Genomic DNA, 26672 nt, shown 5'->3' with positions numbered 1-26672 from the left:
TCCTTCAGGAGTTCGGGCTCGCGGCGGCCGCGACCAGGGTGTCGAGGTGGGCGGCCAGGTCCCGCAGGCGCGGGTTGGCGTAGACGGCCTTCACCGGGAGGGAGACGCCCAGTTCGGCGCGGACCCGCGAGACCAGCTTGATCGCGAGCAGCGAATGGCCGCCCAGCTTGAAGAAGTTGTCGTCGGGGCCGACGTGCGGGGCGCCGAGCACCGCGGCCCAGACCCCCGCGATCAGCGTCTGCGAGGCGGTCAGGCCCCCGGCGGTGCCGTCCCCGGCGGTGCCGTCCCCGGCGGCGGCGGGCGCGGCGGCGGGCGCCGGGGCGGGCAGCGCGGCCCGGTCCACCTTGCCGTTGACGGTGACCGGGAACCGCTCCAGGGCCACGAAGGCCGCCGGGACCATGTACGCGGGCAGCACGGCGGTGAGGCGTTCGCGCAGCGCGTCGCCGGTGACGGGACCGGCCGCCCGGTAGTAGGCCACCAGGCCCGGCGCCCCGTGGACGTCCTCGCGGAGCACGACGGCCGCCTCGGCGATCCCGGGGACCGCGGCCACCGCGGCCTCGACCTCCGGGAGTTCGAGGCGGTGGCCGCGCAGCTTGACCTGGCCGTCGGCCCGCCCCAGGTAGGCCAGCCGGCCGCCGGGCAGGAGCCGTACGAGGTCGCCCGTCCGGTACATGCGGCCGCCGTGCTCCTCCCCGGCGGCGTCGGCCACGAACCGCTCCGCGGTCAGGGCGGGCCGGCCCCGGTAGCCGCGGCCCACGCGGGGGCCCGCCAGGTACAGCTCGCCGCTGCCGCCCTCGGCGACCGGGTTCAGCCCCTCGTCCAGGACCCGCGTGCGCAGGCCCGGCAGGACGCTGCCGATGTGCGGCTCGTCGGCGCCGTCCACCCAGCCCGCCGTGGCGTCGACCGTGCACTCGGTGGGCCCGTACAGGTTGACCGTGCGCAGCACCCCCCGTTCGCCGAGCCGGGCCAGGCGCCGCCACAGTGCGGGGCTGACGGCCTCGCCGCCGATCAGCAGGGTCAGCGGCCGCGGGCCGCCGTCCGGCGTGAGCAGGTCCAGCAGGGGATCGGCGTGCGCGGGGGTGATGTCCAGGTCGGTCAGGGCCTGTTCGTCGACCAGCCGGGCCAGCAGCGCCGGGTCCGCGCGGGTCTCGTCGTCGATCACCACCAGGGTGTCGCCGCGGCAGAGACGGACCCACTGCTGCACGGAGGCGTCGAAGGACGGAGAGGCGTTCCAGCCGACCCGCCCGCCCTCGGTGACGGCGATGCCCGCGCCCTCCAGCTCGCCCAGCAGCGCGGACGCGGCGGCCCGGCCGATCTCCACGCCCTTGGGGCGGCCGGTGGAACCGGAGGTGTAGATGACGTAGGCCAGGGCGTCGCCGGAGACGACCACCGGGGCGTACGGGAGCTCCGGGCCGGGCGCGGCCAGCGCGGCCACGCTCACGTGCGGTACGCCCCCGGCGAGGGGCGCGGTGTCCGCGTCGGCGGTGACGACCAGGTCGGCGCCCGCGTCCTCGACGAGGTAGCACCGCCGTTCGGCCGGCAGCCTCGGGTCCACCGGCAGGTAGGCGGCCCCCGCGGTCAGGGTCCCGACCAGCGCGGCGACGAGCTCGGCGCCGCGCGGCAGGCACAGCGCGACCACGCTCTCCGGCCCGATGCCGCGGGCGGCCAGCCGGCCCGCGATCCGCATGGCCTCGGCGCGCAGTTCGCCGAAGTTCCTCGCCCGCCCGTCCGCGACGACGGCGGTCCGGTCCGCGGGGGCCAGCGCGAGGCGGTCCAGCAGGTCGGGAACGGCGGCGGCGCCCGTGCGGACGCGGGGACGCTCGGGAAGTACGGCGGTCATGACGGTCACTCCCCGGTGAAGACGGTGGTGGACGGCTGGGTGACGGGCGCGCAGTCGGCCAGTGCGACGGGCTCGCCCATGGCCACGAGGATCTTCCGGTCGCCCTTGTAGGCCTCGCGGCCGTGCGCGCACAGGATGTTGTCGACGAGCATCAGGTCGCCCCGCTGCCAGGTCTCCCGGACCGTGACCCGGTCGTAGACGGCGTTGACCGCGTCGACCTCGGCGTCGGTGAGCCGGGAGCCGTCGCCCAGGTAGGTGTTGAAGGGCAGCCCGTCCTCCCCGTACGTCTCGACGAGGACCTCGCGGACGTCCGGGTCCAGGGTGCGGCTGTTCCAGAAGGCGAAGTGGTTGAACCAGGTCCGCTCGCCCGTCACGGGGTGGGTGACGACCGCGGACCGCCGCTGGCGGGTGATCATCGAGTCGTCCTCCCCGACCCACTCGTAGCCGACGGTGTTCTCCTCGCAGTAGGCCTCGGCCACCGCCTTGTCCTCGGTGGCGAAGGTCTTGTACCAGGGCAGCCCGGCCAGTTCGGAGTAGTTGCGCACGAGCAGCCAGCCGGCCCGCTCGAACCGCTCGACCAGCTCCGGCGGCAGCAGCCGCAGCGCCTCGCGCATGTCGCCGACGGTGGTCGCCCCGCCCTCCTCGGGGGCGGTCACGCAGCCGAACAGCAGCACCCCGGGGAAGTCGAGGGTGTAGCTGTTCTCGTTGTGCAGCCTGATCGGCTGGACCGCCGGCAGATCGGTGGAGGAGAACACGCCCTCGCCGAAATCGGTGCGCGGGGTGGCCTTCTCCTTGTACCCGGCGCGCCGCTCGATCAGGGCGTCCCGGGCGGCGGCGAACGAGGCCGCGTCCTCGACGGGCAGCCCCCGCAGCAGTACGGCACCGCTGCGCAGCAACTCGGCCTGGATGGCCTCGCGGTGGGCGGTCAGCCAGGCGGCGGAGGAAGCCGCGTCGAGACCGGCGGGGGCGTGCACGACGACGGGCTTGCCGGGCTCGCGCACCGGGGTGACGGCGCCCGTCCGGGCGGGGGACTCTGCGTACGTGGTCATCGAACGTCCTTAAGGGGGTGCGGAGACGAGGGGGAGCGGTGGCCGCGCGGCGCGGTCAGACGGCGGCCGGGGCGGCGGCGTGTCCGCCGACGACCGGACCCAGCACGGAGAAGAACTCCGGCAGTCGTTCCTGGAAGTAGAAGTGGCCGCCCGGCAGCACGTACGAGGCGAACGCGCGGTCGGTGATCTGCGCCCAGCGGATCAGCGAGGCCGCCGGGGCGACCGGGTCGGCGTCCCCGCCGACCACCGTCACCGGGCAGGCCACCCGGGCCTCGGACTCCGCGCAGCGGTAGACGTCGTCGATGGCGAAGTCGGCCCGGATGGACGGCAGGATGATCTCCCGCAGCTCCGGTTCGTCGAGGATGCCGTCGTCGGTGCCGCCGCGCTCCTTGATGGCGGCCACCAGCTCGTCGTCGTCCAGCCGCTCCGGGTACACGGCGCACGGGTTGGCCAGGAACGGGGCCCGGCACGCCGAGGCGATCAGGGCGCGGGGTGCCCGTCCGGCCGCCTCCAGGGTGCGGACGACCTCGAAGGCCACGAGCGAGCCCATGCTGTGCCCGAGCACCACCAGGTCCTCGGTGACCCCTGCGGGCAGCGCCGCCACGACCGGACCGGCCAGGTCGGCGATGTCCCGGGGGAGGTCCTCGGCGAAACGGGCGCCCCGGCCCGGGTACTGGCCGATCAGCAGGCGGACGTCGGCCGGCAGATGGGCGCGCCACTCCGCGTAGGCGTGGGCGTTGCCGCCGGCGTGCGGCAGGACCAGCAGCGCGGTGCGCTGCGGACCCTCGCCCGGCAGGTCCCAGACCACGTCGTCGGGTGCGGGGGTGAAGGCGGCCTGGTCCTGGTCGGTGGTGCTCATGAGGAACTCCGTTCCTGTTCGGGGGTACGGCGGCGCAGCGCGGGCCGGGCGCGCCGGGGAGCGGGCGCCCCCGCGGACAGCAGCCGGGTCTCGATGTGCTGGGCGAGGGTGACGGGGGTGGGGTGCTGGAAGACGTCGCGCAGGGTGAGGGTGACGCCCAGGGCGGTGCCGATGCGGTTCGTCAGGCGGGCGGCGAGGAGGGAGTGGCCGCCCTGGTCGAAGAAGTTGTCGTCGATCGACAGCGGGGACGGGGTGGCCAGCGCCTCCCCGAACCAGGTGCGCACCTTCTCCTCCAGTGGGGTGCGCGGTGCGCGTCCGCCCGCCGTGGTGACCGCCTGCGGTGCGGGCAGGGCGCTCTTGTCGATCTTCCCGTTGGGGGTGAGGGGCAGCCGGTCCAGCAGGACGACGAAGGCCGGGACCATGTGGTCGGGCAGGAGCGTGCGCAACCAGAGGCGTACGTCCTGGGGGGAGAGGCCCTCGTCGGTGGTGACCAGGTAGGCGGTCAGCTGGGGCGTGCGGTGGTGGTCCGGGTGCGTGGCGAGGGTGGCTTGGGTGATGTGGGGGTGGGTGGTGAGGGTGGTTTCGATTTCGGTGGGTTCGATGCGGAAGCCGCGGATCTTGATCTGGGTGTCGGTGCGGCCGGTGTAGTGGAGGTTGCCGAGGGTGTCCCAGTGGGCTTGGTCGCCGGTGCGGTAGAGGCGGCTGCCGGGGGGTCCGTAGGGGTTGGGGATGAAGTGGGTGGCGGTGGTGGTGGGCTGGGCGAGGTAGCCGTGGGCGAGTCCGTCGCCTGAGAGGTACAGCTCGCCCGTCGTGCCGGGCGGTGTGGGGCGGAGGTGGGCGTCGAGGACGTAGGCGTGCTTGTTGGCGAGGGGGCGGCCGATGGGGAGCGGGCCGGTGGCGGGGGCGTCGGGATCGGTGGTGTGGGTGGTGGTGAAGCCCATGGACTCGGCCGGCCCGTACCCGTTGGTGATCGTGACCCGGGGGTGCAGCCGGTGCAGCCGTTCCACGTGCGTCGGTGATGCGGGTTCGCCGCCGGTGTAGACGATGCGGGTGGTGGTGAAGGTCTCGGGGTGTTCGTCGGTGAGGTAGTTGAAGAGGCTGGAGGACAGCTGCAGCATCGTCACCCGGTGCTGCTGGGCCAGTGCGGAGATCAGGGCCGGTTCGGGGCGTTGTCCGGGCTGGAGGACGGTGGTGCCGCCGTGGAGGAGGGCGCCCCAGAATTCGAGGCTGAAGGCGTCCCAGGAGACGGGGGAGCACTGGAGGAAGGTCTCGCCGGGGCCGAAGGCGGCGTAGGTCTGGGCGGTGAGGGTGGAGACCAGGTTGCGGTGGGAGGACAGGATGCCCTTGGGCCGTCCGGTGGACCCGGAGGTGAACATCACGCAGGCGACGTCGTCCCAGGTCAGAGGTGTTCCGAGAGGGTCCTCGGAGCAGCCCGCGATCTCCTCGCGCCCGGCGTCGACCAGGGTGCTGCGCCACGGTCCTTCCGGCAGCCGGGCGTGGTGGCGGGTGTCGGTGACCAGGGTGGTGAGGGAGGCGTCCCGGGCGGTGCCGATGAGGCGTTCGTCGGGGAACTCGGGGTCCAGGAGGGCGTATCCGGCGCCGGTCTTGAGGACGGCGAGGAGGGCGACGGCGAAGTCGGGGCCGCGGTCGAGGAGGATGCCGGCGAGGTCGCCGCGGCCCAGGCCCCGGGCGGCGAGGTGGTGGGCCAGACGGTTGGCGCGGGAGTCCAGCTCCCGGTAGGTGAGCTCCTGGCCGCCGAAGACCACCGCCCGGCCCCCGGGCCGCAGCCGGACCTGCTCCTCGAACCGTTCGACGAGGGTGGCCGGGGCGGTGTCGGTACGGCCCCCCGTCCACTCCTCCAGCACCTGCCGGCGGCCGGCCCCGTCCAGCAGCTCCAGCTCCGAGAGCCGGACCCCCGGTTCGCGCGCCACCTGCTCCAGCGTCCGCCGCAGCATGCCGGTCATCCGCTCCACGGTGGCCCGCTCGTACAGGTCGGAGCTGTAGAGCACCGCCCCCGTCAGGCCGGACGCCCCGTCGGCGCGCAGCAGGAACTCCAGATCGAACTTGACGGCTCCGGTGGCCAGCGGCTGCGCCTCCCCGGCCCGCACCCCGGGCAGCACGGGCGAGATGCCGGGACCCGACTCCAGTGCCAGGCACACCTGGAACAGCGGATGCCGGGCCAGGGAGCGGGCCGGGTTCAAGGCCTCCAGTACCAGGTCGAACGGGGCCTCCTGATGGGCGAAGGCGTCCAGATCGGCGGTGCGCACCCGGGCCAGCAGCTCCCGGAAGGCCGGGTTTCCCGAGGTGTCGGTACGCAGCACCAGGGTGTTCACGAAGAAGCCCACGAGCCCCGACAGGGCCTCGTCGGGCCGACCGGCGACCGGTGAGCCGAGCGGGACGTCGGTGCCCGCGCCCAGCCGGGTCAGTGTCGCCGCGAGCGCGGCCTGCACCACCATGAAGGGGGTGCACCGCTCGGCCCGCGCCAGCTCCACCACACGTTCGTACAGGTCCGTCCCGAAGTCCACCCGGACCGCCCCGCCGCGCTGCCCGGCGACCGGCGGACGCGGCCGGTCGGGGAGCAGCCCCAGCTCCTCGGGGAGCGCGGCCAGCGCCGTCCTCCAGTGGGCCAGCAGGGCCTCCAGCGGGCCGCCGGCGAGGACGGTGCGCTGCCAGAGCGCGAAGTCGGCGTAGTCGGCCGGCAGGGGGGCCCAGTCGGGTGCCGATCCCGCCAGCCGGGCCGCGTAGGCGTGGGACAGGTCCTCGAACAGCGGGCGCAGCGACTGCCCGTCGGTGGCGATGTGGTGCAGCAGGACCAGGAGCGTGTACGCACCCTCCCCGGAGCGCAACAGGGTGACCCGCAAGGGGTGTTCGGCGGTCAGGTCGAAGGAGTGGCGGGCGGCGGCGAGCAGTTCGCCGTCCAGATCGACGGGGGTGACGCGGCGCAGCTCGAACGCGTGCGCCGGGACCGGGTCGACGATCTGGTACGGGTCCCCGTCCGCGGTGGCGAACCGGGTCCGCAGCGGCTCGTGGCGGGCGGCCAGGTCCTCGAAGGCGGCGCACAGCGCGGGCACGTCCGGCTCGCCCTCCAGCCGGACCGCCATCGGCACGTTGTACGCGGTCGCCCCCGGGCCGCCGAGTCCCGCGACCAGCCACAGCCGCTGCTGGGCGAAGGACAGCGGCAGCCGCTCGGGACGTTCCGCGGCACGCCGCAGGGGCGGCAGGGCGGGCCGGTCGCCGACCTCGTCGATCCGGCGGGTCAGGGCGGCGGGGGTGGGGTGCTGGAAGACGTCGCGCAGGGTGAGGGTGACGCCGAGGGTGGAGGCGATGCGGTTCGTCAGGCGGGCGGCGAGGAGGGAGTGGCCGCCGTGGTCGAAGAACCCGTCGTCCATGGACAGGGGCACCGGGCTGCCGAGCACCTCGCTCACGAGGGTCCGTACGAGCTCCTCCGTCTCGGTGAGCGGCTGGCGGCCACCGGTGGCGGGCGTCGGCTCGACCGCCGGGAGCGCGGCCTTGTCGATCTTCCCGTTGGGGGTGAGCGGCAGCCGGTCCAGGACCGCGAACCGGGCGGGGACCATGTGCTCCGGCAGCCGCTCGCGCAGCCAGGCGCGCAGCGCTTCGGGGGCCGGGGCCGGGGCCCCGGGGGCCGTGGTCACGTAGGCCGTCAGCTGCCGGGCGGAGTGGAGCAGGGTGGCTTGGGTGATGTGGGGGTGGGTGGTGAGGGTGGTTTCGATTTCGGTGGGTTCGATGCGGAAGCCGCGGATCTTGATCTGGGTGTCGGTGCGGCCGGTGTAGTGGAGGTTGCCGTGGGTGTCCCAGTGGGCTTGGTCGCCGGTGCGGTAGAGGCGGCTGCCGGGGGGTCCGTAGGGGTTGGGGATGAAGTGGGTGGCGGTGGTGGTGGGCTGGGCGAGGTAGCCGTGGGCGAGTCCGTCGCCGGAGAGGTACAGCTCGCCCGTCGTGCCGGGAGGGGAGGGCCGCAGCCGCGCGTCCAGGACGTAGGCGTGCTTGTTGGTCAGGGGCCGGCCGATGGAGAGGGGACCCCGGACCTCGGAGGTCGGCGCGATGGTGTGGGTGGTGGTGAAGCCCATGGACTCGGCCGGCCCGTACCCGTTGGTGATGGTGAGGTGCGGCCGGAGCCCGTGGAGACGGTGGACGTGGGTGGGCGACGCGGGTTCGCCGCCGGTGTAGACGATGCGGGTGGTGGTGAAGGTCTCGGGGTGTTCGTCGGTGAGGTAGTTGAACAGGCTGGAGGACAGCTGCAGCATGCTCACGCCGTGCCGCCGCGACAGCTCCGCGATCAGGGCCGGTTCGGGGCGTTGTCCGGGCTGGAGGACGGTGGTGCCGCCGTGGAGGAGGGCGCCCCAGAATTCGAGGCTGAAGGCGTCCCAGGAGACGGGGGAGCACTGGAGGAAGGTCTCGCCGGGGCCGAAGGTGGCGTAGGTCTGGGCGGTGAGGGTGGAGACCAGGTTGCGGTGGGAGGACAGGATGCCCTTGGGCCGTCCGGTGGACCCGGAGGTGAACATCACGCAGGCGACGTCGTCCCAGGTCAGCGGTGTTCCGAGAGGGGTGGCCGGTCGTGCGGCGATGGAGTCGGCCTCCGTGTCCACGCGGACCGTCGCCCAGGGGGCTCCGCCGGTGGGGGTCAGCCGGGCGTGGTGGCGGGTGTCGGTGACCAGGGTGGTGAGGGAGGCGTCCCGGGCGGTGCCGATGAGGCGTTCGTCGGGGAACTCGGGGTCCAGGAGGGCGTATCCGGCGCCGGTCTTGAGGACGGCGAGGAGGGCGACGGCGAAGTCGGGGCCGCGGTCGAGGAGGATGCCGGCGAGGTCGCCGCGGCCCAGGCCCCGGGCGGCGAGGTGGTGCGCGAGCCGGTTGGCGCGGGAGTCGAGTTCGGCGTACGAGAGCTCCCGGTCGCCGAAGACGAGGGCGCGGGCCGTGGGGCGCAGCCGGACCTGCTCCTCGAACCGTTCGACGAGGGTGGCCTCCCCGGTGTCGGCGCGGATGCCCGTCCACTCCTCCAGCACCTGACGCCGCTCCACTGCGCCCAGCAACTCGATCCGTGACAAGGACTGTTCGTCCTCCGACAGGACCGACTCCACGAACCGCACGAAGCGGTCCTGGTGCGCCGCCACCGCGGCGATGTCGCACACCTCCGGCGATGCGTCGAAGTCGATCCGCAGCCCGTCCTCGGGCCCCAGGTCGTACACGCCGACCGCCAGGTCCTCCACGGGTCCGTTGCCCAGGTTGTGCTGGAGGGTCGGCAGCCCGCAGAAGCGCATGCCCGGGGTGAACGCCATGATGTTGACCAGGGGGGCGGTGATCCGCCGTTCCGCCTCGCCCAGCCCCAGATCGCGGCACATGTCCTCGTAGCGGGTGCGCTGGTGCTTCAGCCCCCGGCGCGCCTCCGCGACCACCGCCGCCAGCAGCTCGCCCGTCGTCCCGTCCGCCGGCACCGCCACCCGCAGCGGCACCACGTTCGACATCATCCCCGGCGTACGGCGGGCCAGGTCGGTGCGCCGGCCCGTCACCGGCAGCCCGAGCACCAGCTCCGGACTTCCGCTCACCCGGTGCACGTACGCCGCGACCAGCGCGATCACCAGCATCGTCCAGGGCGTCCGGTGCGCCCGCGCCACCTCCCGGAGCCGCTCCGCCCGCCCCGCCGGCAGCACCACGGTCCGCCGTACGAAGGGCAGCGCGCCCGGCGCCGCGGGGCCGGTCCGGCCCTCGCCCAGACGCGGGGTCTGCGGCAGCCCCGCCAGGTGCCCCGCCCAGTGGGCGCGGTCCGCGGCCCCCTCGGCCGAGGCCCGGTAGGCGCCGTCCTCGGCCAGCAGTTCCTCCAGCGGACCGAAGGGGCTCGGCCCCCAGGGCTCCCCGGCGGACCCCCGCTCGTACAGCTCGACCAGGCGCTGGTCGAGGAGGGCGACGCCCATGCCGTCGACGACCAGGTGGTGGAAGGCGTGGAAGTAGAACCAGCGCTGTTCGCCGCCGTCCGTCCGGCCCGCCCTCAGGAGCACGTGCCGGGTCAGCCAGCCGTCCGCCAGGTCGAACGGCCGCGCCAGCTCCGCCGCCATCCACGCCCGGCCGGCCTCCACCGGATCCGGCTCCGCGTCCAGGTCCACGACGCGCAGCCGCCGCTCGCCCGGGTCGGGGTGGAGCAGCTGCCACAGGCCGCCGTCCTCGTCGGAGCCGGTGCCCCGGACGCGCAGCACGTCGGCCTCGCGGGCCAGCTGGTACCAGGCACGGGCCAGCAGGTCCGCGTCCAGCGGGCCCACGAGTTCGCGGTACTCGCCGATGTTGTAGCGGCTGCCGGTGGCGTCCAGGGCGTGGGCCGTCCAGATGTCGCGCTGCGCCGCCGAGAGGGGCAGCCGCACAGCGGCGGGCCCGTGCGCGCTGCTCCGTTCGGACGCGGTCGAAGACATGCGGAGGCTCCTCGAAGGGTGCGGTGGGGTGGGGCGGGGGTGCGGATCGGGATCCGGGCGTACGACTGCGCCGGTGGCCGCGGTCGCTCCGGGGCGCCGTCCGGCCGTACGTCATACAACCCGCGGGCCGAGGGCGGCGGCGGCAGTTGCTCCGGCACTCCGGGAGCAGTTGCCGTCCGGGCGGGTGCCCCTTGCCCCTGGTCAGGGGAGGGCCGGGGGCGGCGTACTCGGGCTCGGCGCCGCCGGGCGCCCACCGGGCCGGACGACGGGCGGCCCCGGAGACACGGCGGGCCCCCGCCTGCGCGTACCCCGGCCGGACCCCCCGTCAGGCCCGCTGCGGGGTCCGGAGGGCGGCGGCCCGCACCAGGCCCAGCACGCGGAAGCGGGAGCCGCCGCTCTCGTACGCGGCCCGCACGGTCCCGCTGAGCAGCAGTTCTCGCAGCATCCGGCCGGACTCCGGCAGGCCGCGCCCCGTCAGGGCCGCCACGTCCGTCAGCCCGAACTCCCCTTCCGCGTCCTGCGCCTCCCCGGCGCAGAGGGCGTCCAGCAGCTCGCGGGCCCCGGCGGAGAGCCCGTCCGTACGGCGGTGCAGGGCGGCCCGGAACCGGTCGGCTCCGGCGCCCCCGCCGAGGTGGTCCAGCAGGGCGACCGGGTCGGCGTCGAGGCTGTGGCACAGGGTGTCGAGATCGCAGACCACCAGCCAGGACGCGGCGGCGGCGAGCGCTCCCGGATGCCCGTCGAGGCGGCGGCACAGCCGGGCCGCGCGGGCCAGATCGGCCGGAGCGGCGGTGAACTCGGGGCGTACGCGCCGGACATGGTCGAGGAACACGCGTACGGCGGGGGCGGCGGCAGCGGCGTCCGTCGCCGCGCCCTCGGCCGGGACCTCCAGGGGGGACAGCAGGAAGATCCGTTCCCCCGGCACCTCCCACGGCTGCTCCGAGGTGACCAGCACGCGCAGACCGGGGCAGGCCCGCAGCAGTGCGGTGAGCCGGTCGAACCGGGGAGCGACCGCCGGGGCCCCGTCGAGCACGAGCAACACCCGCTGCTCTCCCAGCAGTTCGAACAGGCCGCCCCCCGGTGCCTCGCCGAGGGCCCAGGCGCCGGTGGCGGTGGTTCCGGCCGGGCCCGCCCCGTCGTAGGCCGGATCCGCCGGAGGCGATCCGTAGAGGTCGGCCACCGTCGCCGCCACCCGGGCCGCCGGCTCGGGCTCCCCGCACCCCAGATAGTCCGCCGACGCCCCCGGGAAGGCGTGCCACAGCACCGGAACGCCGGACGCGTGCAACCGCTCGGCGACCTCCAGTGCGACCCGCGTCTTGCCCACCCCGCCGAGCCCCACCACGTTCACCAGCCGCTCGCCGCCCACGGAAAGCTCCCGCTCCAGGACGGCCGTCTCCGCGTCCCGCCCCGACATCGCGTGCAGCGCGGTCGGCGGAGCCGGGGGCCGCCCCCAGCCCTGCCCGCCGGCCCGGCCCTGCTGGGCGGCGGCCTCCAGCGCCGCCCTGGCCCGCGGGCCCAGCCGCAGCGCGTCCGCCATCAGCCGCACCGTGTCGGGGCGGGGCCGTCTCGCCTTGCCCTGCTCCAGATCGCGGATGGCCCGCACGCTGATCGTCGAAAGGTCCGCCAGCTCCCGCTGGGTGAGCCCGATGCGCAGCCGGTGGGCCCGTATCAAGGCTCCCACCCGGGAGGTCGAGTCCGTGTTCACATGGGCGTTCATAGTGGCGCTCCCGGTGACGGTGTGGGGGAACGACGGGGCCTGGGGTGACGGCCCGGTTCCTGGTCCCCATCGTCGGCAGCGCGCTATCCCGGGGGCATCACCGGCTGATCCGTGCCCGTCGCGGACGCCGCTATCACCGCGAGCGGGAATATAGGTCCGCCATGGCGGCCCGTGATAGCGCGGGGATAGGGGCGGGGCCGGTGCCGGGATTCCGGCCGTTCCTAAGTTGGGGTCCAGAAAGCAGGAAGCGCCCCGGAAACCCGGAGCGCACCGACGAAAGGACCCGAGATGAACCTCTCCCACGCCCTGCGCGCCGCCCTCGTCACCGCCGCCATCGCCGGCGCCGCCGCACTCGGTACCCAGGTCGCCCAGGCCGACGGTCCGGCCGCCACCGGTACCACCGCCGGCGTCCCCGCCCCGCAGGCCACCCCCACCCCGAGCGGCTCCTCCGACACCAACCCGTGGGACTGACCCGGACCCCGCGGGGCCGGGGCGGCGGCTTCGGCTCACCAGCCTTCTCAGGCCCGCCGGCTCCCTCAGGCCCGTCGGCTCCCCTCAGGCCCGCCGGCCCCTCACGGAGCGGCCAGCAGCCTTTCGGCCTCGGCCAGCTCCCGCTCCATCCCCCGGTCGCGGAACGCCCGTACCGCGCTCTCCAGCAACTCCCGGGACCGCGACCGCTCTCCGGCGCCGCCGTTCGCGGTCAGCAGCCGCGCCAGGTCCAGGCGCACCAGCGCCGCTCCGCCGTGGTCCATGATCTGCTCCCGGACCGACAGGGCCTGCGCGTAGAATCCGCGGGCCGCCTCGCACCGTCCCATCTCGGCGTGCGCGTGTCCCAGGTCCCGCAGCAGGTGCCCCTCGCCGATCACGTCACCGCTCTCCCGGCACAGCTCCAGGACCTCCGTGTACGTGGTCACCGCCCGCTCGTGCTCCCCCTGACCCTGGAGCAGCTGCCCCGCCCGGCGCAGCGTCCGGGCCTGCCCGCCCGTGTACCCCACCGACCGGTAGATCCCGAGCGCCTCGTCCAGCCGGGTCTGGGCCGCCGAGCTCTGCCCCCGCCGCATCCAGATGTGCGCGCTCTGCGTCAGCACGATGGCCCGGCCCACCACGTCGCCGGCCTGGTCGAAATCCCGCAGTGCCCGGTCGTACAGCGAGAGGGCGTGGTCCTCGTTGCCCCGCATCCGCTCCAGCAGCGCCAGGTCCCGGTGGCACAGCGCCTGCCCCTGCCGGTCCTCCAGCTCCTGGAACAGCCCGAGCGCCGTCGTCAGCGCCGACCGGGACTCCTCGCTCTGGCTGCGGCCCAGGTGGAGCACCCCGAGCGAGCTCAACAGGGCCGCCGTGCCCCGGGTGTTGCCCGCCGCCCGTACCGAGTCCAGCGCGAGCCGGTGCGTACGTTCCCAGTCGTCGAGGTAGCCGCGTCCCTCGAACAGGGTGGCCAGGGTCGTCGCCAGGTCCCAGCAGAGCTCGTCCATCTGCTCCCGGGCCGCGTGCTCCACCGCCTGCACCAGGTTCGCGTGCTCGCTGTCCAGCCAGCCCAGCGGATCCACCAGCAGCTCGTCCACGCATTCCGCCGGGGGTTCCCAGCGCGGCGCGGAGCCGTGCAGCACCGTGAAGTCCCCTCCGTAGATGCGCCGGTGGGCCTGCTCCGCCAGAGACATCCAGCCGCCCAGCATCCGCGCCGTCGCCGCGTGCTGGTCGGCCGCCTCGTGGTGCGCCGCCAGCTGCTCCCGCGCGAACACCCGGATGATCTCGTGGAAGCGGTAGCGGAACCCGCCCGTGGACTCCATCCCGACCACGTCCAGCATCTGTACGTCGACCAGCGGTTCCAGCAGGTCCGAGGCGAAGGGCCGCGGATCGTCCAGCAGCGCGCCGGCCAGCCAGCCCGGCAGCGTCTGCCCCTGGGCCAGGCTCAGCAGGCGCAGCAGCCGGCGGTCCTCGGCGGCCAGCCCGTCGTGGGTGAGGGAGAGGCTGGCCCGCATCGTCATCTCGCCGTGCGTCAGCTCGTCGAGGCGGTGCCGTTCGTTCGCGAGCCGGTGCACCATCGACGCCAGCGTCCAGTGCGGACGGGCGGCCAGCCGGGCCGCGACGATCCGCAGCGCCAGCGGCAGCCCGCCCACGGTCCGGATCAGCGCCTCGACCGCCACCGGCTCGCGTGCGACGCGGTCCGGGCCGATCACCCGGACCAGCAGTTCCACGGCGTGGTCGGTACCCATCACGTCCAGCTCGACGCGGTGCGCCCCGGGCAGGCCGGTGAGCCGGACCCGGCTGGTGACCAGCACCGCGCAGGTGTTGCTGCCGGGCAGCAGCGGCCGGATCTGGCTCTCCGACGCGGCGTCGTCCAGCACCACCAGCACGCGGCGGGAGGCGAGGAGCGTGCGGTACATCTCGGCCCGTTCGTCCTGGGACTCGGGGAGCACCGGGCCCGGAATGCCGAGTGCGCGCAGGAACCGGCCCAGCACCTCGCCGGAGGTGGCGGGGGTGCCGGTGCCGCGCAGGTCGCAGTACAACTGGCCGTCGGGGAAGGCGGTTTCGCTGAGCCGGTGCGCGATGTGAGTGGCCAGCGTGGACTTTCCGGTGCCGGGCTTGCCGACGATCACGGCCACGCCGACGGCGCGCCGGCCGCCGCCGCATTCCCCGTCGCCGAGGAGGGCCTGCTCGACCCGGCGGATCCGCTCCTCGTCACCCACGAAGTCCGATGTGTCCGCGGGGAGTTGGCGGGGCGTCTCCTCGCGGTACGGGGCCACGGTCGCGGCCGTGGACGTGACGGGGTGCCCCGCGCGGCCGCCGCCCGCGGAGCCCGCGCCGGGAGTCCCGGCGCCGCCGCCGTACCCGCCCGAGGGCCCGGCGTTCCGCGAAGGGGCCCCCTCGACGGCCGGGTACCCGCTCGCGGGGGCCGCGCCCCACGTGGGGGAGGCGTCGGCGGGGCCGCCCGCGGGGGAGGTCCCCCGTCCCGGGGACCGGTCCGGCGCGCCGGGGCTCCAAACCGGGAACCCGTCGAACGGGCCGCCCGGAGCCTCACCGGCGGTACCTCCGCCGAACGGTGTGGCCAGGAGGGATCCGTGACCCGGCGGGGCGATGCCGGCGGGTCCCTGGGGGGAGGGTGCCCCTCGGTCGTGCGGGGCCCGCGCGCCGGCGGAGCCGAGCGGGGCGCCGTGGTCCTGCGGGGGGCGCGGGGCGGGGATGCCCAGCGGGGTGCCGGGGGTGCCGGGGGTGCCGTGGCCGTACGGGGCCTGGTGGCGCGGGGAGCCGCCAGGGTCGGCCGGGCTGGCCGCGCCTTGCGAGGCGGGAGGGCCCGAGGAGGCGAACGGGGCCCCTGGGGCGCCATGAGTGGCCTGAGGCGTGCCCGGTCTCGTACCGTCGGCGGCGCCCGTGCCGGCGGCTCCGGCACCGTACGCTCCGCCGGGCCCGGCGGCAGCGGCCCCGAACCCGCCGCCCGATCCGGAGGCGGCGCCCCCGAACGCCGCGCTCCGCCCCGTGCCGGTGCCGCCGTATCCCGCGCCCGCGCCCGTGCCGGTGGTGCCGTATCCCGTGCCCGGTCCTGCGTCGGCGCTGCCGTATCCCGTCCCCGGTCCCGCGTCGGTGGGCCCGAATCCCGGGCCCGCCCCCGTGCCGGCGCCGCCGAAGCCCGCCCCCGCCCCCGCGGAGCCGAACCCGCCGCCCGGTCTCGCCGGGCGGACCGGTGGGACGTCCCCCGAGAGGATGGCCCGTTCCAGCCCGCGCAGCTCGCCCCCCGGCTCCAGCCCGAGCTCCTCCACCAGCAGCTCGCGGCCCACCCGGTAGCTCTCCAGCGCCTCCGCCTGTCGCCCCGAGCGGTACAGCGCCAGCATCAGCTGCCCGCGCAGCCGTTCCCGCAGCGGGTGGACCCGTACCAGCAACTGGATCTCGCCGACCAGCTGGTGGTGGCGGCCGAGGTCGAGCTCCAGCTCGATCCGCGTCTCGGCGGCCGTCAGCCGCTCCTCGTCCAACTGCAGCGCCTTGCTGCGCAGCGTCTCGCTCGACACCCCGCTCAGGCAGTCGCCCTGCCACAACTCACCCGCAGCACGCAGCAGTTCCACCGCCTCCGGCGCGTCCCCGCGCTTCGCCAGGGTGCGCGCGTCCGCGAGCCGGCGGGCGAAGACGGCGGCGTCGACGAGGTCGCCCTCCGTCCTGAGGACGTACCCCGGCGGCCGCGTGGTGATCGCGGCGGCGATTCCGGCCGTCGTGAAGAGCTTGCGCAGTCGCGACACGCAGATCTGCACCTGGGTGCGTGCGGTGTCCGGCGGCTCGTCGTCCCAGATGAGGTCGACCAGGTAGTCCGTGCTGACGACCCGGTTCGCCTCAAGGAGCAGGGCGGCGAGAATGACCTCCTGCCGCCCCGGGGGAATCCGCACCGGCCCGCTCAGGCCGGTCACCTGTAAGGGGCCGAGGATGCGGAACACCACCGTGTCCGGGGTGTGCGGAACCCCGCCGGGCGAAACGGTCATGAGTCTCCCAGCTGGAGGCACACCAGAGATCGGGTGGAGCGCGGGGTCAGTCTCCCCGAACACCTCTCCGGTTGTCCATGGTGTGGAGATTGCGTGGTGGTGAACGCGATAGGCCCGGGATAGCCGGGAGTTGCGGGTCCGCAGGACCGTGGGGACGTCGGCACCCGAAGGGGGTGCGGCCGTTCGAAGGGACCCTCCATGAACAGTCGGTACGCCGGGCGGCTGACGCCCAGCCGGGTCGTCACCGACTCCGGGGTCGACCACGTGCGCCTCGCCTACCACTACCTCGACACCGGAGACCTCGACGGGTACGGCTCGCTCCTGCACGCCGGCCTGTCCCTCGGTGCCGACCTGGAGCGTCCGGGGGGTGCGGGCGCCCGGCGCCACCACATCACCCGGATCGTCGCCGAGGGCGACTGCGTGATCGCGATGGGACGACTGGCCCCGCAGCAGTGCGAGTTCGTCGACGTGTTCACGCTGTCCGCCGAGGGCATGCTGCGCGGCTGCCGCCGCTACTACCCGGCCGCCGCCTCGCCCGCCGTCGAGGCCGTCCGCTGAGGCCGTCCGCTGAGGCAGCCGCGCCGAACTCGGCGTTCCCCGGGCCCTCTTGCCCGCTCGGCGCTATCGTGCGGGCGGGGGAGAGCGGACGAGGGGGCGGGCGTGGCGATGCGATTTCTGTTCGTGCACGGGACGGGGGTGCGGCGCGAGCGGCACGACGCGCTGTTCGCGCTGGTCCGGGAGGGGCTGACGGCCCGCTTCCCCGGCGCGGCCGTCGAATCCTGCTTCTGGGGCGAACGCTTCGGCGCGTCCCTCGGTGCGGGCGGCCGCTCCGTGCCGGGATTGCGCACGGGGCGCGACGGGGCCGAGGACGCCGACGCCGCCGAGGTGGCCGAGTGGGGCCTGCTGCTGGCCGACCCGCTGTGCGAGCTGCGGGTCCTGGCGGAGGCGGGCTGGGACACCGCCCGCGCGGCGGGCGGATCCGGCGGCCCGGAGGGCGAAGACGACCCCTTCGCGATGCCCGGGATCCGGGCCTCCGGGGCCCGCGTCCTGGACCGGCTGGACCGGTTGGACCGGTTGGACCGGTTGGACCGGCTGGACCTGCCGTACCGCCCGGACGTACCGGGCCGGCGCACGGCGAGTCCCGGGGGTCCGGGGGCGGGGGCTTGCGCCGAACCGGACGGGACGGCCGGCGCCGACGAGCTGGCGTCCCTCCTGCACGGCACCGGCCTCGCCCCCGGATTCCGTACGGCGCTGGACACGGTCGCGCGGTCCGAGGAGGCCGCCCGTGCCGGGGAACGGGCCACGGCCGAGCCGCAGGCGCGGGAGCTGGCCACCGCCCTCGCGCGGGCCGTCACCGCCGCCGCCCTCGCCCTGGCAGCGGCCGGAGCCGACGCCGACTGCACCGCCGCCGAGCGGGACCGTCTCGTGGAACTGCTCACCGCCCGCCTCGGAGGCGACGCCCGCGTGCCCGGCGCCCGCGCCGCCGCCGTGCTCGGGCGCCTCGCGATGCGGGTCACCACGCAGCCCCTGCTCAACGCCCGGCGCGGAGCGCTCACCGTCGGCGCCACCCCCGCCCTCGGCGACATCCTGCGCTACCAGGCCCGGGGCGCGGGCCTGCGCTCCTTCCTGCACCAGCGGATCACCGCCGCGCCGGGACCGGCCGTGCTGATCGGGCACAGCCTCGGCGGGATCGCCCTGGTGGACCTGCTCGCCCTGGAGGCGGCCACGGGCGGGCCCGTGCCGGGCGCCGAACTGCTGGTCACCGTCGGCTCGCAAGCCCCGTACCTGCACGAACTCGGTGCGCTCACCGCCCTCGCCCCCGGCAGCGCGCTCCCGTACGGCTTCCCGCGCTGGCTCAACGTCTACGACCGCCAGGACGTGCTCTCCTACCTCGCCGCGCCCGTCTTCCCCGGAGATCCGCGGGTCACCGACCACGAGGTCAGCAGCCGCCAGCCCTTCCCGGCCAGCCACAGCGCCTACTGGAAACAGCGGTCCCTCTACGAGCGCATCGAACAGGCGGTGACCGAGGCGGGGATCGGGTGACGCACCCCGATCCCCGGGACCCCGATCCCCGGGACCCCGATCCCCGGGACCCCGCCCCCCGGGACCCCGCCCCCCGGCGCCCCCTCCCCGCCCACGACGGGCTCCTGCCGTCCACCCTCGGCCCCCGCCGCACCTTCGCGCTCGTCGCCGGGGTGGAGACGTACGAGGTCAGCCACCGCTGGAACCTCCGCGGCCCCGCCCGCGACGCCCTGCGATTCGCCCGCTGGCTGACCGGGCCCGGCGAGGTGCCCGCCGCCAACGTCCGGCTGCTGCTGTCCCCGCTCGACGACCCCGACCGCCTCGACTGGTCCGGCCCGCCCGGCCTGGCCGCGCTCAGGGACACGTACCGGCCCGCGACCGAGGAGAACGCGAAGACCGTGCTGCTCGATGAGCTCCCGCAGTGCGACGGCGACCTGCTGTGGATCTTCTGGGCCGGGCACGGCTACCTCGACGGCCACCGGCAGCTGATGCTGCCCTGCGCCGACGCCCGCCCCGGCCGCATCCGCCACCTCAACCTCGACTCCGCGCTGCGCTGGTGGCAGACCGACCTCGTCAAACACCGCCGGTTCCCCCTCCAGGCCGCACTGGTGGACGCCTGCCGGGTCGACGCGCCCCGCGACACCCGCTGGAACTTCGGCAGCGCCGACTACGGCGGCGGCGCCACCGTCCCGGGGCGCCGCCAGTTCCGCCTCTACGCCTCCCGGGAGGGCGAGGCCGCGCAGAACGACGCCGAGCGCGGGGCGGGCCGCTTCACCGAGGCGCTGCTCGCCGAACTCGGCGACCGGTCCGTACGCGAAGGCGTCACCGGCCTCCCGCACGCCGCCCGCGCCGTCCACCGCGGCTTCGGGGAACTGCGCGGACGCGGCGAGGGCTGGCAGCTGCCGCAGTTCATCGTCGACCGGGACTGGGACGCGAGCTCGTTCCTCGACGACGACCCGCCCGGGCCCGCCCTGCCCCGCGCCACCCGCCTCGACCAGACCGGCTGGGACGGGCTCGGCGAACTCTTCGAGGGCCGGGAGCTGCCGCGCTGCGCCTACGAGGCCTACGCGTGGGCCTTCCGGGCCGCGGGCTGCACCACCCCGGTGCACGGCGGGCTCCCCGCCGACACCCTCCTCGACGTGGTCTGGGACCTCGACCAGCGCCAGGGCGGCCCGGCGGGCCTGCCCCTCGCGGTGCCCTTCGTGCACTACCTCGCCGACCGGGCCCGCCGCGCCGGCGGAGACGGCCGCCCCGGCGCGGGTGCCGGGGACGCGGTCTGGGCGGCCCGGCTCGCCGCCTGGGTACGGGCCGCCCGGGAGCGCCTCGCCCTGCCCGCCCTGCGCCCGCCGCCCGCCCCCGCCACCCGGGGGACGGCCCTGCACGTCAGGCTGGAGCCCCCGGACGACGGCGAGGACGGCCTGCGGGCCCGCATGTGGCTGCGCGGTGAACAGGACCGGCTCGTCTGGGAGTCGGAGGACGCACCGGTCGGGCTCGACACCGTACGCGCCGCCCTCGTGCGCCAACTCGCCCTGCTCGGAGCGGACTCGGGGGCGGACGGTAGTGCCCGGTGCGGGCAGCCGTACCGGCGCGTCGAGCGGATCGAGTTCCAGGTGCCGTTCGAGCTGCTGGAGACGGAGTTCGACCGGTGGCCCGTCCCGCGCGGACCCGCCGCACGCACCCGCCCCCTCGGCACCCTCTACGAGGTGTCCGTGCGCTGCCCCCAGGAGCGCGAGGACACCACCCTGACCGAATGGCGCACCGCGTGGCGCTGGCTGTGCGCCCAGGGCGGCCGGCACCCCGACACGGTACGGGTGGTGGAGGACGCCGAGATCACCGACACCCTCGGCCTGCGGCTGGGCGCCCACCCGGCGCCCGCCTGCGTCCTCGGGCACACCTCGGCTGGGCGTACGCCGGCCCTGCTGGACGCCCTGCTCGAAGGCGGGGTGCCCGTCGCGGTCTGGCGGCGCGGCGGGGGAGCACCCGCCGGAGGGCCGCCCGCCGTGGGACCGCCTGCCCCGCCCGGACCGCCCGCCGTGCCGGGACTGCCCGACCTGCTCTCCCCGGAGGCCGGGCCGGGCGCCCCCGCCGTGTTCGCCCTGCCCGCCCGGGTACGGGAGGCGCGCCGGGCGGCCGCCGACGGCCAACAGGCGGAGGGGGCAGACCGGTTGGTGCTGTTGTGGGACGATCCCGAGGACGTGATCGACCTCCGCCCGCTGTCCTGACGAGACCCGACCCCGACCCCGACCCGACCCCGAAGCGCTCGACACCGACGATGGAGGCACAGGCAGTGGCGAAGGACTGGTGGCTGTACCAGGGCGCGGGCGACGCCGAGGACCGCCGCGCCCGGCTGGAGGCCGGAAAGCCGCCGCCCTGGCGGGACTTCCCCGGCGTCCCCGACGAGGACTACCGGCCGCCCGGGTGCGCGGGCGGGGCCTGGGAGCGCACCCGGCGCCGCGGCGAGGGCTACGTTCCCGACGAGCCGGAGAAGGACGTGGTCAACACCGCCCTCCACCTGCGCCGGCCCCTGCTCATCACCGGGAAGCCCGGCGTCGGCAAGTCCACCCTCGCCTACAGCATCGCCGCAGACCTGGCCCTGGGCCCCGTACTGCACTGGCCGATCACCAGCCGCACCGTGCTGCGCGACGGCCTCTACCTCTACGACGCCATCGGCCGCCTCCAGGAGGCCGGACTGGAACAGGTGCGCGTCCCCGGCGCGCCGGCCGCACCCCGGACCCCCGCCGCCCCCTCCATCGCCCGCTACCTGCGCCTCGGCCCGCTGGGCACCGCCCTCCTGCCCCAGCGCACGCCCCGCGTGCTGCTCGTCGACGAGATCGACAAGAGCGACATCGACCTGCCCGGAGACCTCCTCACCGTCTTCGAGGACGGTGGGTTCGCCATCCCCGAACTGGCCCGCCTCGCCAAGGAGGAACCCACCGTCGCCATCGGCACGGACGACGACCCGGACGCCACCGTGGCCGTCACCCAGGGCCGCGTCCAGTGCGGCTACTTCCCCGTCGTGGTCCTCACCAGCAACGGGGAACGGGACTTCCCGCCCGCGTTCCTGCGCCGCTGCGTCCGCCTCCACCTCGACGCGCCCGGACCGCGCAAGCTCGCCCGCATCGTGCGCGGCCGGCTCGGCATCGACCTCGACTCCGAGGAATCGGCCCCGTACCAGGACCTGGTCCGGAGCTTCCTGGAGCGCGCCGAGGACGGCGACCTCGCCACCGACCAGCTCCTCAACGCCATCCAGCTGCGCCTGGCCGGAGCCTGGTCGGCGCCCGGCGACCAGGACCGCTTCCTGGCCACCGTGATGCAGCACCTGTCCGGGCCCACCGCGTGATCGAGAGGCTCCTCGCCGCCTTCGACGAAGGCGCCGGGGACGGCGCGGCGCCGCGCACCACCGTCGGGGCGGAGGAGATCGCCGACATCCTGTGGCTGGCGGCCAGGGTCGACGCCGCCGCCCCACCGACCCGCCCGCAGGACGGCCCGTCCGCCGGGGCCCGTGCGGAACCCGACCCGCCGCCGCCCCCGCGGGCCCCGGCCCCCGTACCCGACCCCGCCGCAGCGGAGGGCGCCGGGGCCGTCCGGCTCTACCCCGCGACCGTGCCCGCGCCCCCGGCCGACACCGCACCCCCGCCCGCCGGAGCGGGGCCCGGGACGGGCGGACGGCGCGGCGTACCCCTGCGGCTGCCGCGCACCGCCTCCCTCGACGACCCGCTCGCGCTGATGCGTTCCCTGCGGCCCGTCGGACGGCGCTCCATCGGCGGCCCCGGCGAGGAACTCGACGAACAGCTCACCGTCGAACGCAGCATCGAGTGCATGGTCCCCACCCCCGTGCTGCGCCCCGCCGAGAGCCGCTGGCTGGACCTGGCCCTCGTCGTCGACACCCACCACTCGATGCTGCTGTGGTCCGACCTCGTGGCCGAACTGCGCGCGATCCTCACCCGCAGCGGAGTGTTCCGCGACGTCCGCACCTGGCGGCTCGACGGCACCGGACCCGGCGGCACCCCGGTGCTCGGCCGGAGCCCCGGCGGACCGTCCCGCAACCCCCTCGAACTCGTCGACCCGGCCGGCCGACGGCTCATCCTCGTCGTTTCCGACACCGTCGCGGACGGCTGGCGGGAGGCTCCGCTGCGCGCTGTCCTGCGGCACTGGAGCACCCACAACGCCGTGGCCGTGCTCAACGTGCTGCCCGAACGGCTGTGGAACCGCGGCGCCGTGCGGCCCGTCCCCTTCGCCGTCCGCTGCGACCGCCCCGCCGCCGCCACCCGCTCCTGGCAGCGGGTCCCGGCCGCCCGGCGGGCCCGGGGCGGCGGCCCCGTCGTCCCCGTCGTCGGGATCGCCTCCGGGAGCCTGGCCCGGCTCGTGCGGGTGGTGTCCGGGGACGGGCGCTGGCGCCGCCTGGCCTGCCTGCGCCTCGACTCCGCGCCGCCGCCCGCCGCCGCCCCGGCCGCCGGCCTCACGGCCCTGGAGGCCGTGGAACGCTTCCGGGCCACCGCGTCCCCGACCGCCCAGCAGCTCGCCGCGCACCTCGCCGCCGTACCGCTCACCCTCCCCGTGATGACCCTCGTCCGGCGCTCCCTGGCAGTCGGCTCCGAACACGGACACCTGGCAGAGGTGGCCCTGGGCGGGCTCTTCGCCCCCTGGGACGGGCAAGACGGGCCGGAGGACGCCGAGTTCGAGTTCCTGCCGGGCGTACGGGACGTCCTCCTCGGGTCCCAGCTGCGCGGGGACGTGGCCGCCGTACGCGAACTCGTGCGCCGCCGGGTCTGGGAGTACCTCTCCCGCCACCGCGGCACCGGCCCCGACTTCTCCGCGACCCGCGTCACGGACGGCACCGAGGGCCGCCGCCGCGTCCCCGACACGGCCCTGCCCTTCGCGGAACGCCCGGAGGCGGAGCGCCCCGGGCCGCGGCTCGCCGAACCGCGACGGCGCGAAACGGAACACGGGTTGGCGCACCGCGTGGTCCGGGTCCGGTTCGATCCTTCCCCGGAGTACCGCGAGGTCGGTACCCTCCTCGGTCCCCGACTGGTGCTCACCGCCGCGGAGGTGCCGAGGCCGGGGGAGACCCTGGCCCGGGTCCGCGCGGGGGGCCGCGAGGTCGCCTGCCGGCCCGTGTGGTGGGACGAGGCGACACCCCGGGTGCTCCTGCTGGAGGGCGAGGAGGACCTCGCGGACCCGGAGACCCTGCCGCCGCCGGGCTGGTCCGGCGGCCCGGGCGGGGCGGTCGTCGACGGAGTCACCGAGCAGGGCGTCGCCGTGGCGCTGAGGGGAGAGGTGGCCGCCGACGGGGGCGCCCGCAACGGCGAGATCGTCCGGCTGTCGGCCGAACCGGGTGACTGGACGCACTTCCGGGGCGGCCCCGTGTCCTGCGACGGGCAGCTCGTGGGCGTCGTCCACACGGTCCTGCCCGACCGCATGGTGTTCCTGGCGGCAACCACCCTGCTGGAAGAGGAGGGGTTCCGGGCGGCGCTGGGCTCCGGCCGGCTGCCGACCGGTAACCGCGACCCGGGATTCCGGGTCGCCCTGACCGTGCGGGCGGGCGACGGGATCCACCCGCACGGCCCCTCCGCCCGCCGGCAGCTGACCGGCCTCCTCACCCGGATGATGACGCGGGCCGCGGTGACCGGGCGCTTCGGCCGCCAGGACAAGGAACAGACCGTCAGCGTTCTCCTCGAAGCGCCCGGCGCCCTCGCCCAGGCCGGACGGCTGCTGGCCGAACTGCCCGGGGTCGTGGCCCCGGGCGGAGAGTCCTGGCCCGAGGGCGCCGTCCCGCACCTCACGGTGGCCCTGGACATCGGGGGCGCCTACCGTCCCGTGAAGGACGTCGACGGGCTGCTCGGGCACGAGGCCGTCCTCACGCACCTGCGGGGGGCACCCGCCGATCACGTCCTCCTCACCCTTTCCCCGTACCTGCACGAACACCTCGCCGAGCTGCTCGGCACGAGAGCGCTGCGCGACCTGGAACCGCTCGCGAGCGGTGCCGTCGGGTGGCTGTACCACGGAGCCCCCGCGGAGCTGGCGGAACTGGTGACGGAGGCAGAGGACGCCCGGAGCGAGACGGACAACTGGCCCCGCTGCGGCCTCGGTGCCTCGCCCGGGCGGCCGTCCGGCTGCGCGGGCGTCCTGATCCCCGGCCACGCCTGCTGCCTGGCCCACCTCCCGCCCGCGGCCCTGAACGCCTACCTGGGCACCCTGGGTCCCGGTTCGTCGGTCGACTTCCGCGGCACCCTGTTCGCGGGCGGTCTCCTCGACCGGCTGCTGGAGGTGGTGCGCGACCGTGACACGGGGCGGGTGCGGCTGGGCCCGGCCGCGTTCACCGGCGCGGTCTTCGAGGACGGCTGGGAGGCGGAGCGAGCCGGCTTCGAAGGGTACGCGGACTTCGCCCGGGCCGTGTTCGCGGGCGAGGCCCGCTTCTACGGAACCGATTTCCACGGCCGAACCTCCTTCCGCGGCGCCGCGTTCGAGGAACGGGCGGCCTTCGGCACGAGCCGCTTCTCGGACACGGCCGACTTCGGGCGTGTGGTCTTCCTCCGCGAGGCGGACTTCACGTCCGCCGAATGGGCTCGGGGGGTCTCCTTCCGGGACGCCGTCGCGGAAGGGCCCGCACGGTTGGGCGGCATGCTGGCGCAGGAGGACGCGGACTTCACCGGGATGGTGTTCCAGGGCCCCGCCGACCTGGGGACGTCGGTCTTCGCCCGCCCGGTGTCCTTCGCGCGCACGGTGTGGGAAGGCGAACTGTCGGCCATCGGGACGCGGTTCCGCGCACTGGTCTTCGAGCACGTCACGTGCCGCGGCGCCGTGGTCTTCGCGAACGCCCGGTTCGAGGGTCCGGCGTCCTTCACGCACGGCGCCTTCGAGGGCGAAGCGACCTTCTCCTCCTGTGACTTCCACGACCCGGCGATCTTCGCTCATGCGGTCTTCCTGGGTTCGGCCACCTTCAAGGACCTCGGCCTGCGCCAGGGGGTCTCCTGCGACCACGTCACGTTCTGCGGCGAATTCCGCTGGCGGCTGACGCGGGTCGAGGGCGGAGGCGCGAGCTTCGGCGACACGGTCTTCCAGGGGTCGGCGCTCTTCGAGGACGTCCTCTTCGCATCGGGCACCACGTTCGAAGGCGCCGCCTTCCACGGCCCGCTGACCCTCGAAGCCGGGGTCTTCGCGGAGGCCCTCGATCTCAGGCCCGCCGCCTTCGGCGGGCCGGTCTCCCTCATCGGGGTCGACCTCGCCCATCCTCCGGAGCTGCCGCCCGGGTGGTCAGCGACCCAGTCGGACGGGGTCTGGGAGATCGCCGCGCCGCGTCCCGCCGATCAGGGCGGTGGCTGAGGCATCCTGAGTGCACAACTGCCCCACGCCACACAGGAGTCACTCTTGCCGCCCGCCACCCCCACCCGCCGCCACGTCCCCTTCGACCGCCTGCACAACTTCCGCGACCTCGGCGGCTACCGTGCCGCCGACGGCCGCGCCCTCGCCTGGGGCGTCCTCTACCGGGCCGACTCCCTCGGCAAGCTCCAGGGCCCCGACTGGGACCGGTTCCTCGACCTCGGCATCCGCACCGTCATCGACCTGCGCTACCCGTGGGAGATCGAGGCCAAGGGCCGGATACCGCAGCCCGAGCGGTTCACGTACGCCAACCTCAGCATCGAGCACCGGCCCTACGACCAGGCCGAGATCGACCCCGCCCTCGACCCCTGGCGCTACCTCGCCGACCGGTTCGCGGAGGTGGCCGAGGACGGGGTCGAGGAGATCCGGCGGACCATCGAGCTGATCGCCGCCGGCCCCGGGCCCACCGTCTTCCACTGCACCTCCGGCAAGGACCGCACCGGCCTGATCGCCGCGCTCGTCCTGACCCTCCTGGACGTCCCCGAGGAGGAGGTCCTGGCCGACTTCGCCCTCACCGAGCTGGCCACCGAACGCCTCACCGCGGACTGGCACGCCGCCAACCCGGGCCGCACCATGCGCTGGCCCGCGTACGGGCGCGCCCCGGCGACGGTCATGTCCCTGGTCCTGGCCGACCTCACCGCCCGCTACGGCTCCCCGCTCGCCTACCTCACCGGCCCCGTCGGCATCACCCCGGACACCGTCTCCCGCCTGCGGGAACGCCTCCTGACGTGACGTCGGCCCACCCCGGGCGGGGCCGTGCGGCGGGGTCCCGCGCGGAAATTCGCGTGCCCCGCGCCCGGCGCCGTCCGTAGACTCGCCCCACGCGCCGCCGACAGGGCGCCGCGTCAGCCTTGCCGAGTGAAGAGAAGGGGAACCGGGCCATGCGCACGCACCGCACCGCCGTCTGTGTTCCCCCGTCCCGGTACGACGTGATC

The 26672-nt window shown here is 75.4% G+C and carries 13 protein-coding genes; 7 read left to right on the top strand and 6 right to left on the bottom strand.

The window, feature by feature from the left end:
* Positions 1-4: 4 nt before the first annotated feature.
* The 5 genes from OG295_RS06635 to OG295_RS06615 all read right to left on the bottom strand — a co-directional run bounded on the left by OG295_RS06635 (position 5) and on the right by OG295_RS06615 (position 11875).
* Positions 5-1840, bottom strand: coding sequence for an amino acid adenylation domain-containing protein (locus OG295_RS06635; protein WP_371676018.1), 1836 nt, complete (start codon positions 1838-1840; stop codon positions 5-7).
* Positions 1841-1845: 5 nt separating this feature from the next.
* Positions 1846-2889, bottom strand: coding sequence for a TauD/TfdA family dioxygenase (locus OG295_RS06630; RefSeq protein ID WP_371676017.1), 1044 nt, complete (start codon positions 2887-2889; stop codon positions 1846-1848).
* 55 nt (positions 2890-2944) lie between these two features.
* Positions 2945-3748, bottom strand: a complete 804-nt coding sequence (locus OG295_RS06625; protein ID WP_371676016.1) for a thioesterase II family protein — start codon at positions 3746-3748, stop codon at positions 2945-2947.
* The gene (locus tag OG295_RS06620; protein ID WP_371676015.1) at positions 3745-10161 is read right to left on the bottom strand and encodes an amino acid adenylation domain-containing protein; all 6417 of its coding nucleotides are present in this window, start codon (positions 10159-10161) and stop codon (positions 3745-3747) included. The genes OG295_RS06625 and OG295_RS06620 overlap by 4 nt, the downstream gene beginning before the upstream one ends.
* Positions 10162-10486: 325 nt before the next feature.
* Entirely contained in the window at positions 10487-11875 is a 1389-nt protein-coding gene (locus OG295_RS06615) for a helix-turn-helix domain-containing protein (RefSeq protein WP_371676014.1), read from the bottom strand.
* 288 nt (positions 11876-12163) lie between these two features.
* Here OG295_RS06615 and OG295_RS06610 point away from each other — a divergent pair, with 288 nt between their 5' ends.
* Positions 12164-12346: a hypothetical protein gene (locus OG295_RS06610; protein ID WP_371676013.1), complete on the top strand. Its 183-nt coding sequence runs from the start codon at positions 12164-12166 to the stop codon at positions 12344-12346.
* 101 nt (positions 12347-12447) lie between these two features.
* On the opposite strand, the gene OG295_RS06605 is transcribed toward OG295_RS06610, so the two are convergent.
* The gene (locus OG295_RS06605) at positions 12448-16335 is read right to left on the bottom strand and encodes a BTAD domain-containing putative transcriptional regulator (protein WP_371676012.1); all 3888 of its coding nucleotides are present in this window, start codon (positions 16333-16335) and stop codon (positions 12448-12450) included.
* Positions 16336-16533: 198 nt separating this feature from the next.
* Here OG295_RS06605 and OG295_RS06600 point away from each other — a divergent pair, with 198 nt between their 5' ends.
* The 6 genes from OG295_RS06600 (at position 16534) to OG295_RS06575 (ending at position 26469) form a co-directional block, all read left to right on the top strand.
* Positions 16534-16893 (top strand): nuclear transport factor 2 family protein, encoded by a 360-nt coding sequence (locus OG295_RS06600; RefSeq protein WP_371676011.1) that lies wholly within the window; start codon positions 16534-16536, stop codon positions 16891-16893.
* Positions 16894-16995: 102 nt separating this feature from the next.
* Positions 16996-18378, top strand: coding sequence for a hypothetical protein (locus OG295_RS06595; protein ID WP_371676010.1), 1383 nt, complete (start codon positions 16996-16998; stop codon positions 18376-18378).
* A complete protein-coding gene (locus OG295_RS06590; protein WP_371676009.1) occupies positions 18375-20579 on the top strand; it encodes a hypothetical protein in 2205 nt (734 codons plus the stop codon). The genes OG295_RS06595 and OG295_RS06590 overlap by 4 nt, the downstream gene beginning before the upstream one ends.
* Before the next feature lie 50 nt (positions 20580-20629).
* Positions 20630-21697, top strand: a complete 1068-nt coding sequence (locus OG295_RS06585; protein WP_371676008.1) for an AAA family ATPase — start codon at positions 20630-20632, stop codon at positions 21695-21697.
* A complete protein-coding gene (locus tag OG295_RS06580) occupies positions 21694-25680 on the top strand; it encodes an SAV_2336 N-terminal domain-related protein (RefSeq protein WP_371676007.1) in 3987 nt (1328 codons plus the stop codon). Before OG295_RS06585 ends, OG295_RS06580 begins: the two co-directional genes overlap by 4 nt.
* Before the next feature lie 45 nt (positions 25681-25725).
* Complete coding sequence (locus OG295_RS06575; protein WP_371676006.1) at positions 25726-26469, top strand: tyrosine-protein phosphatase; 744 nt, start codon at positions 25726-25728, stop codon at positions 26467-26469.
* The last annotated feature ends 203 nt before the right edge of the window (positions 26470-26672 follow it).

Source organism: Streptomyces sp. NBC_01276 (assembly GCF_041435355.1).
Lineage (GTDB): Bacteria > Actinomycetota > Actinomycetes > Streptomycetales > Streptomycetaceae > Streptomyces.
Note: the sequence above shows the minus strand (reverse complement) of the source record. Positions and strands in the feature narration are given on the sequence as shown.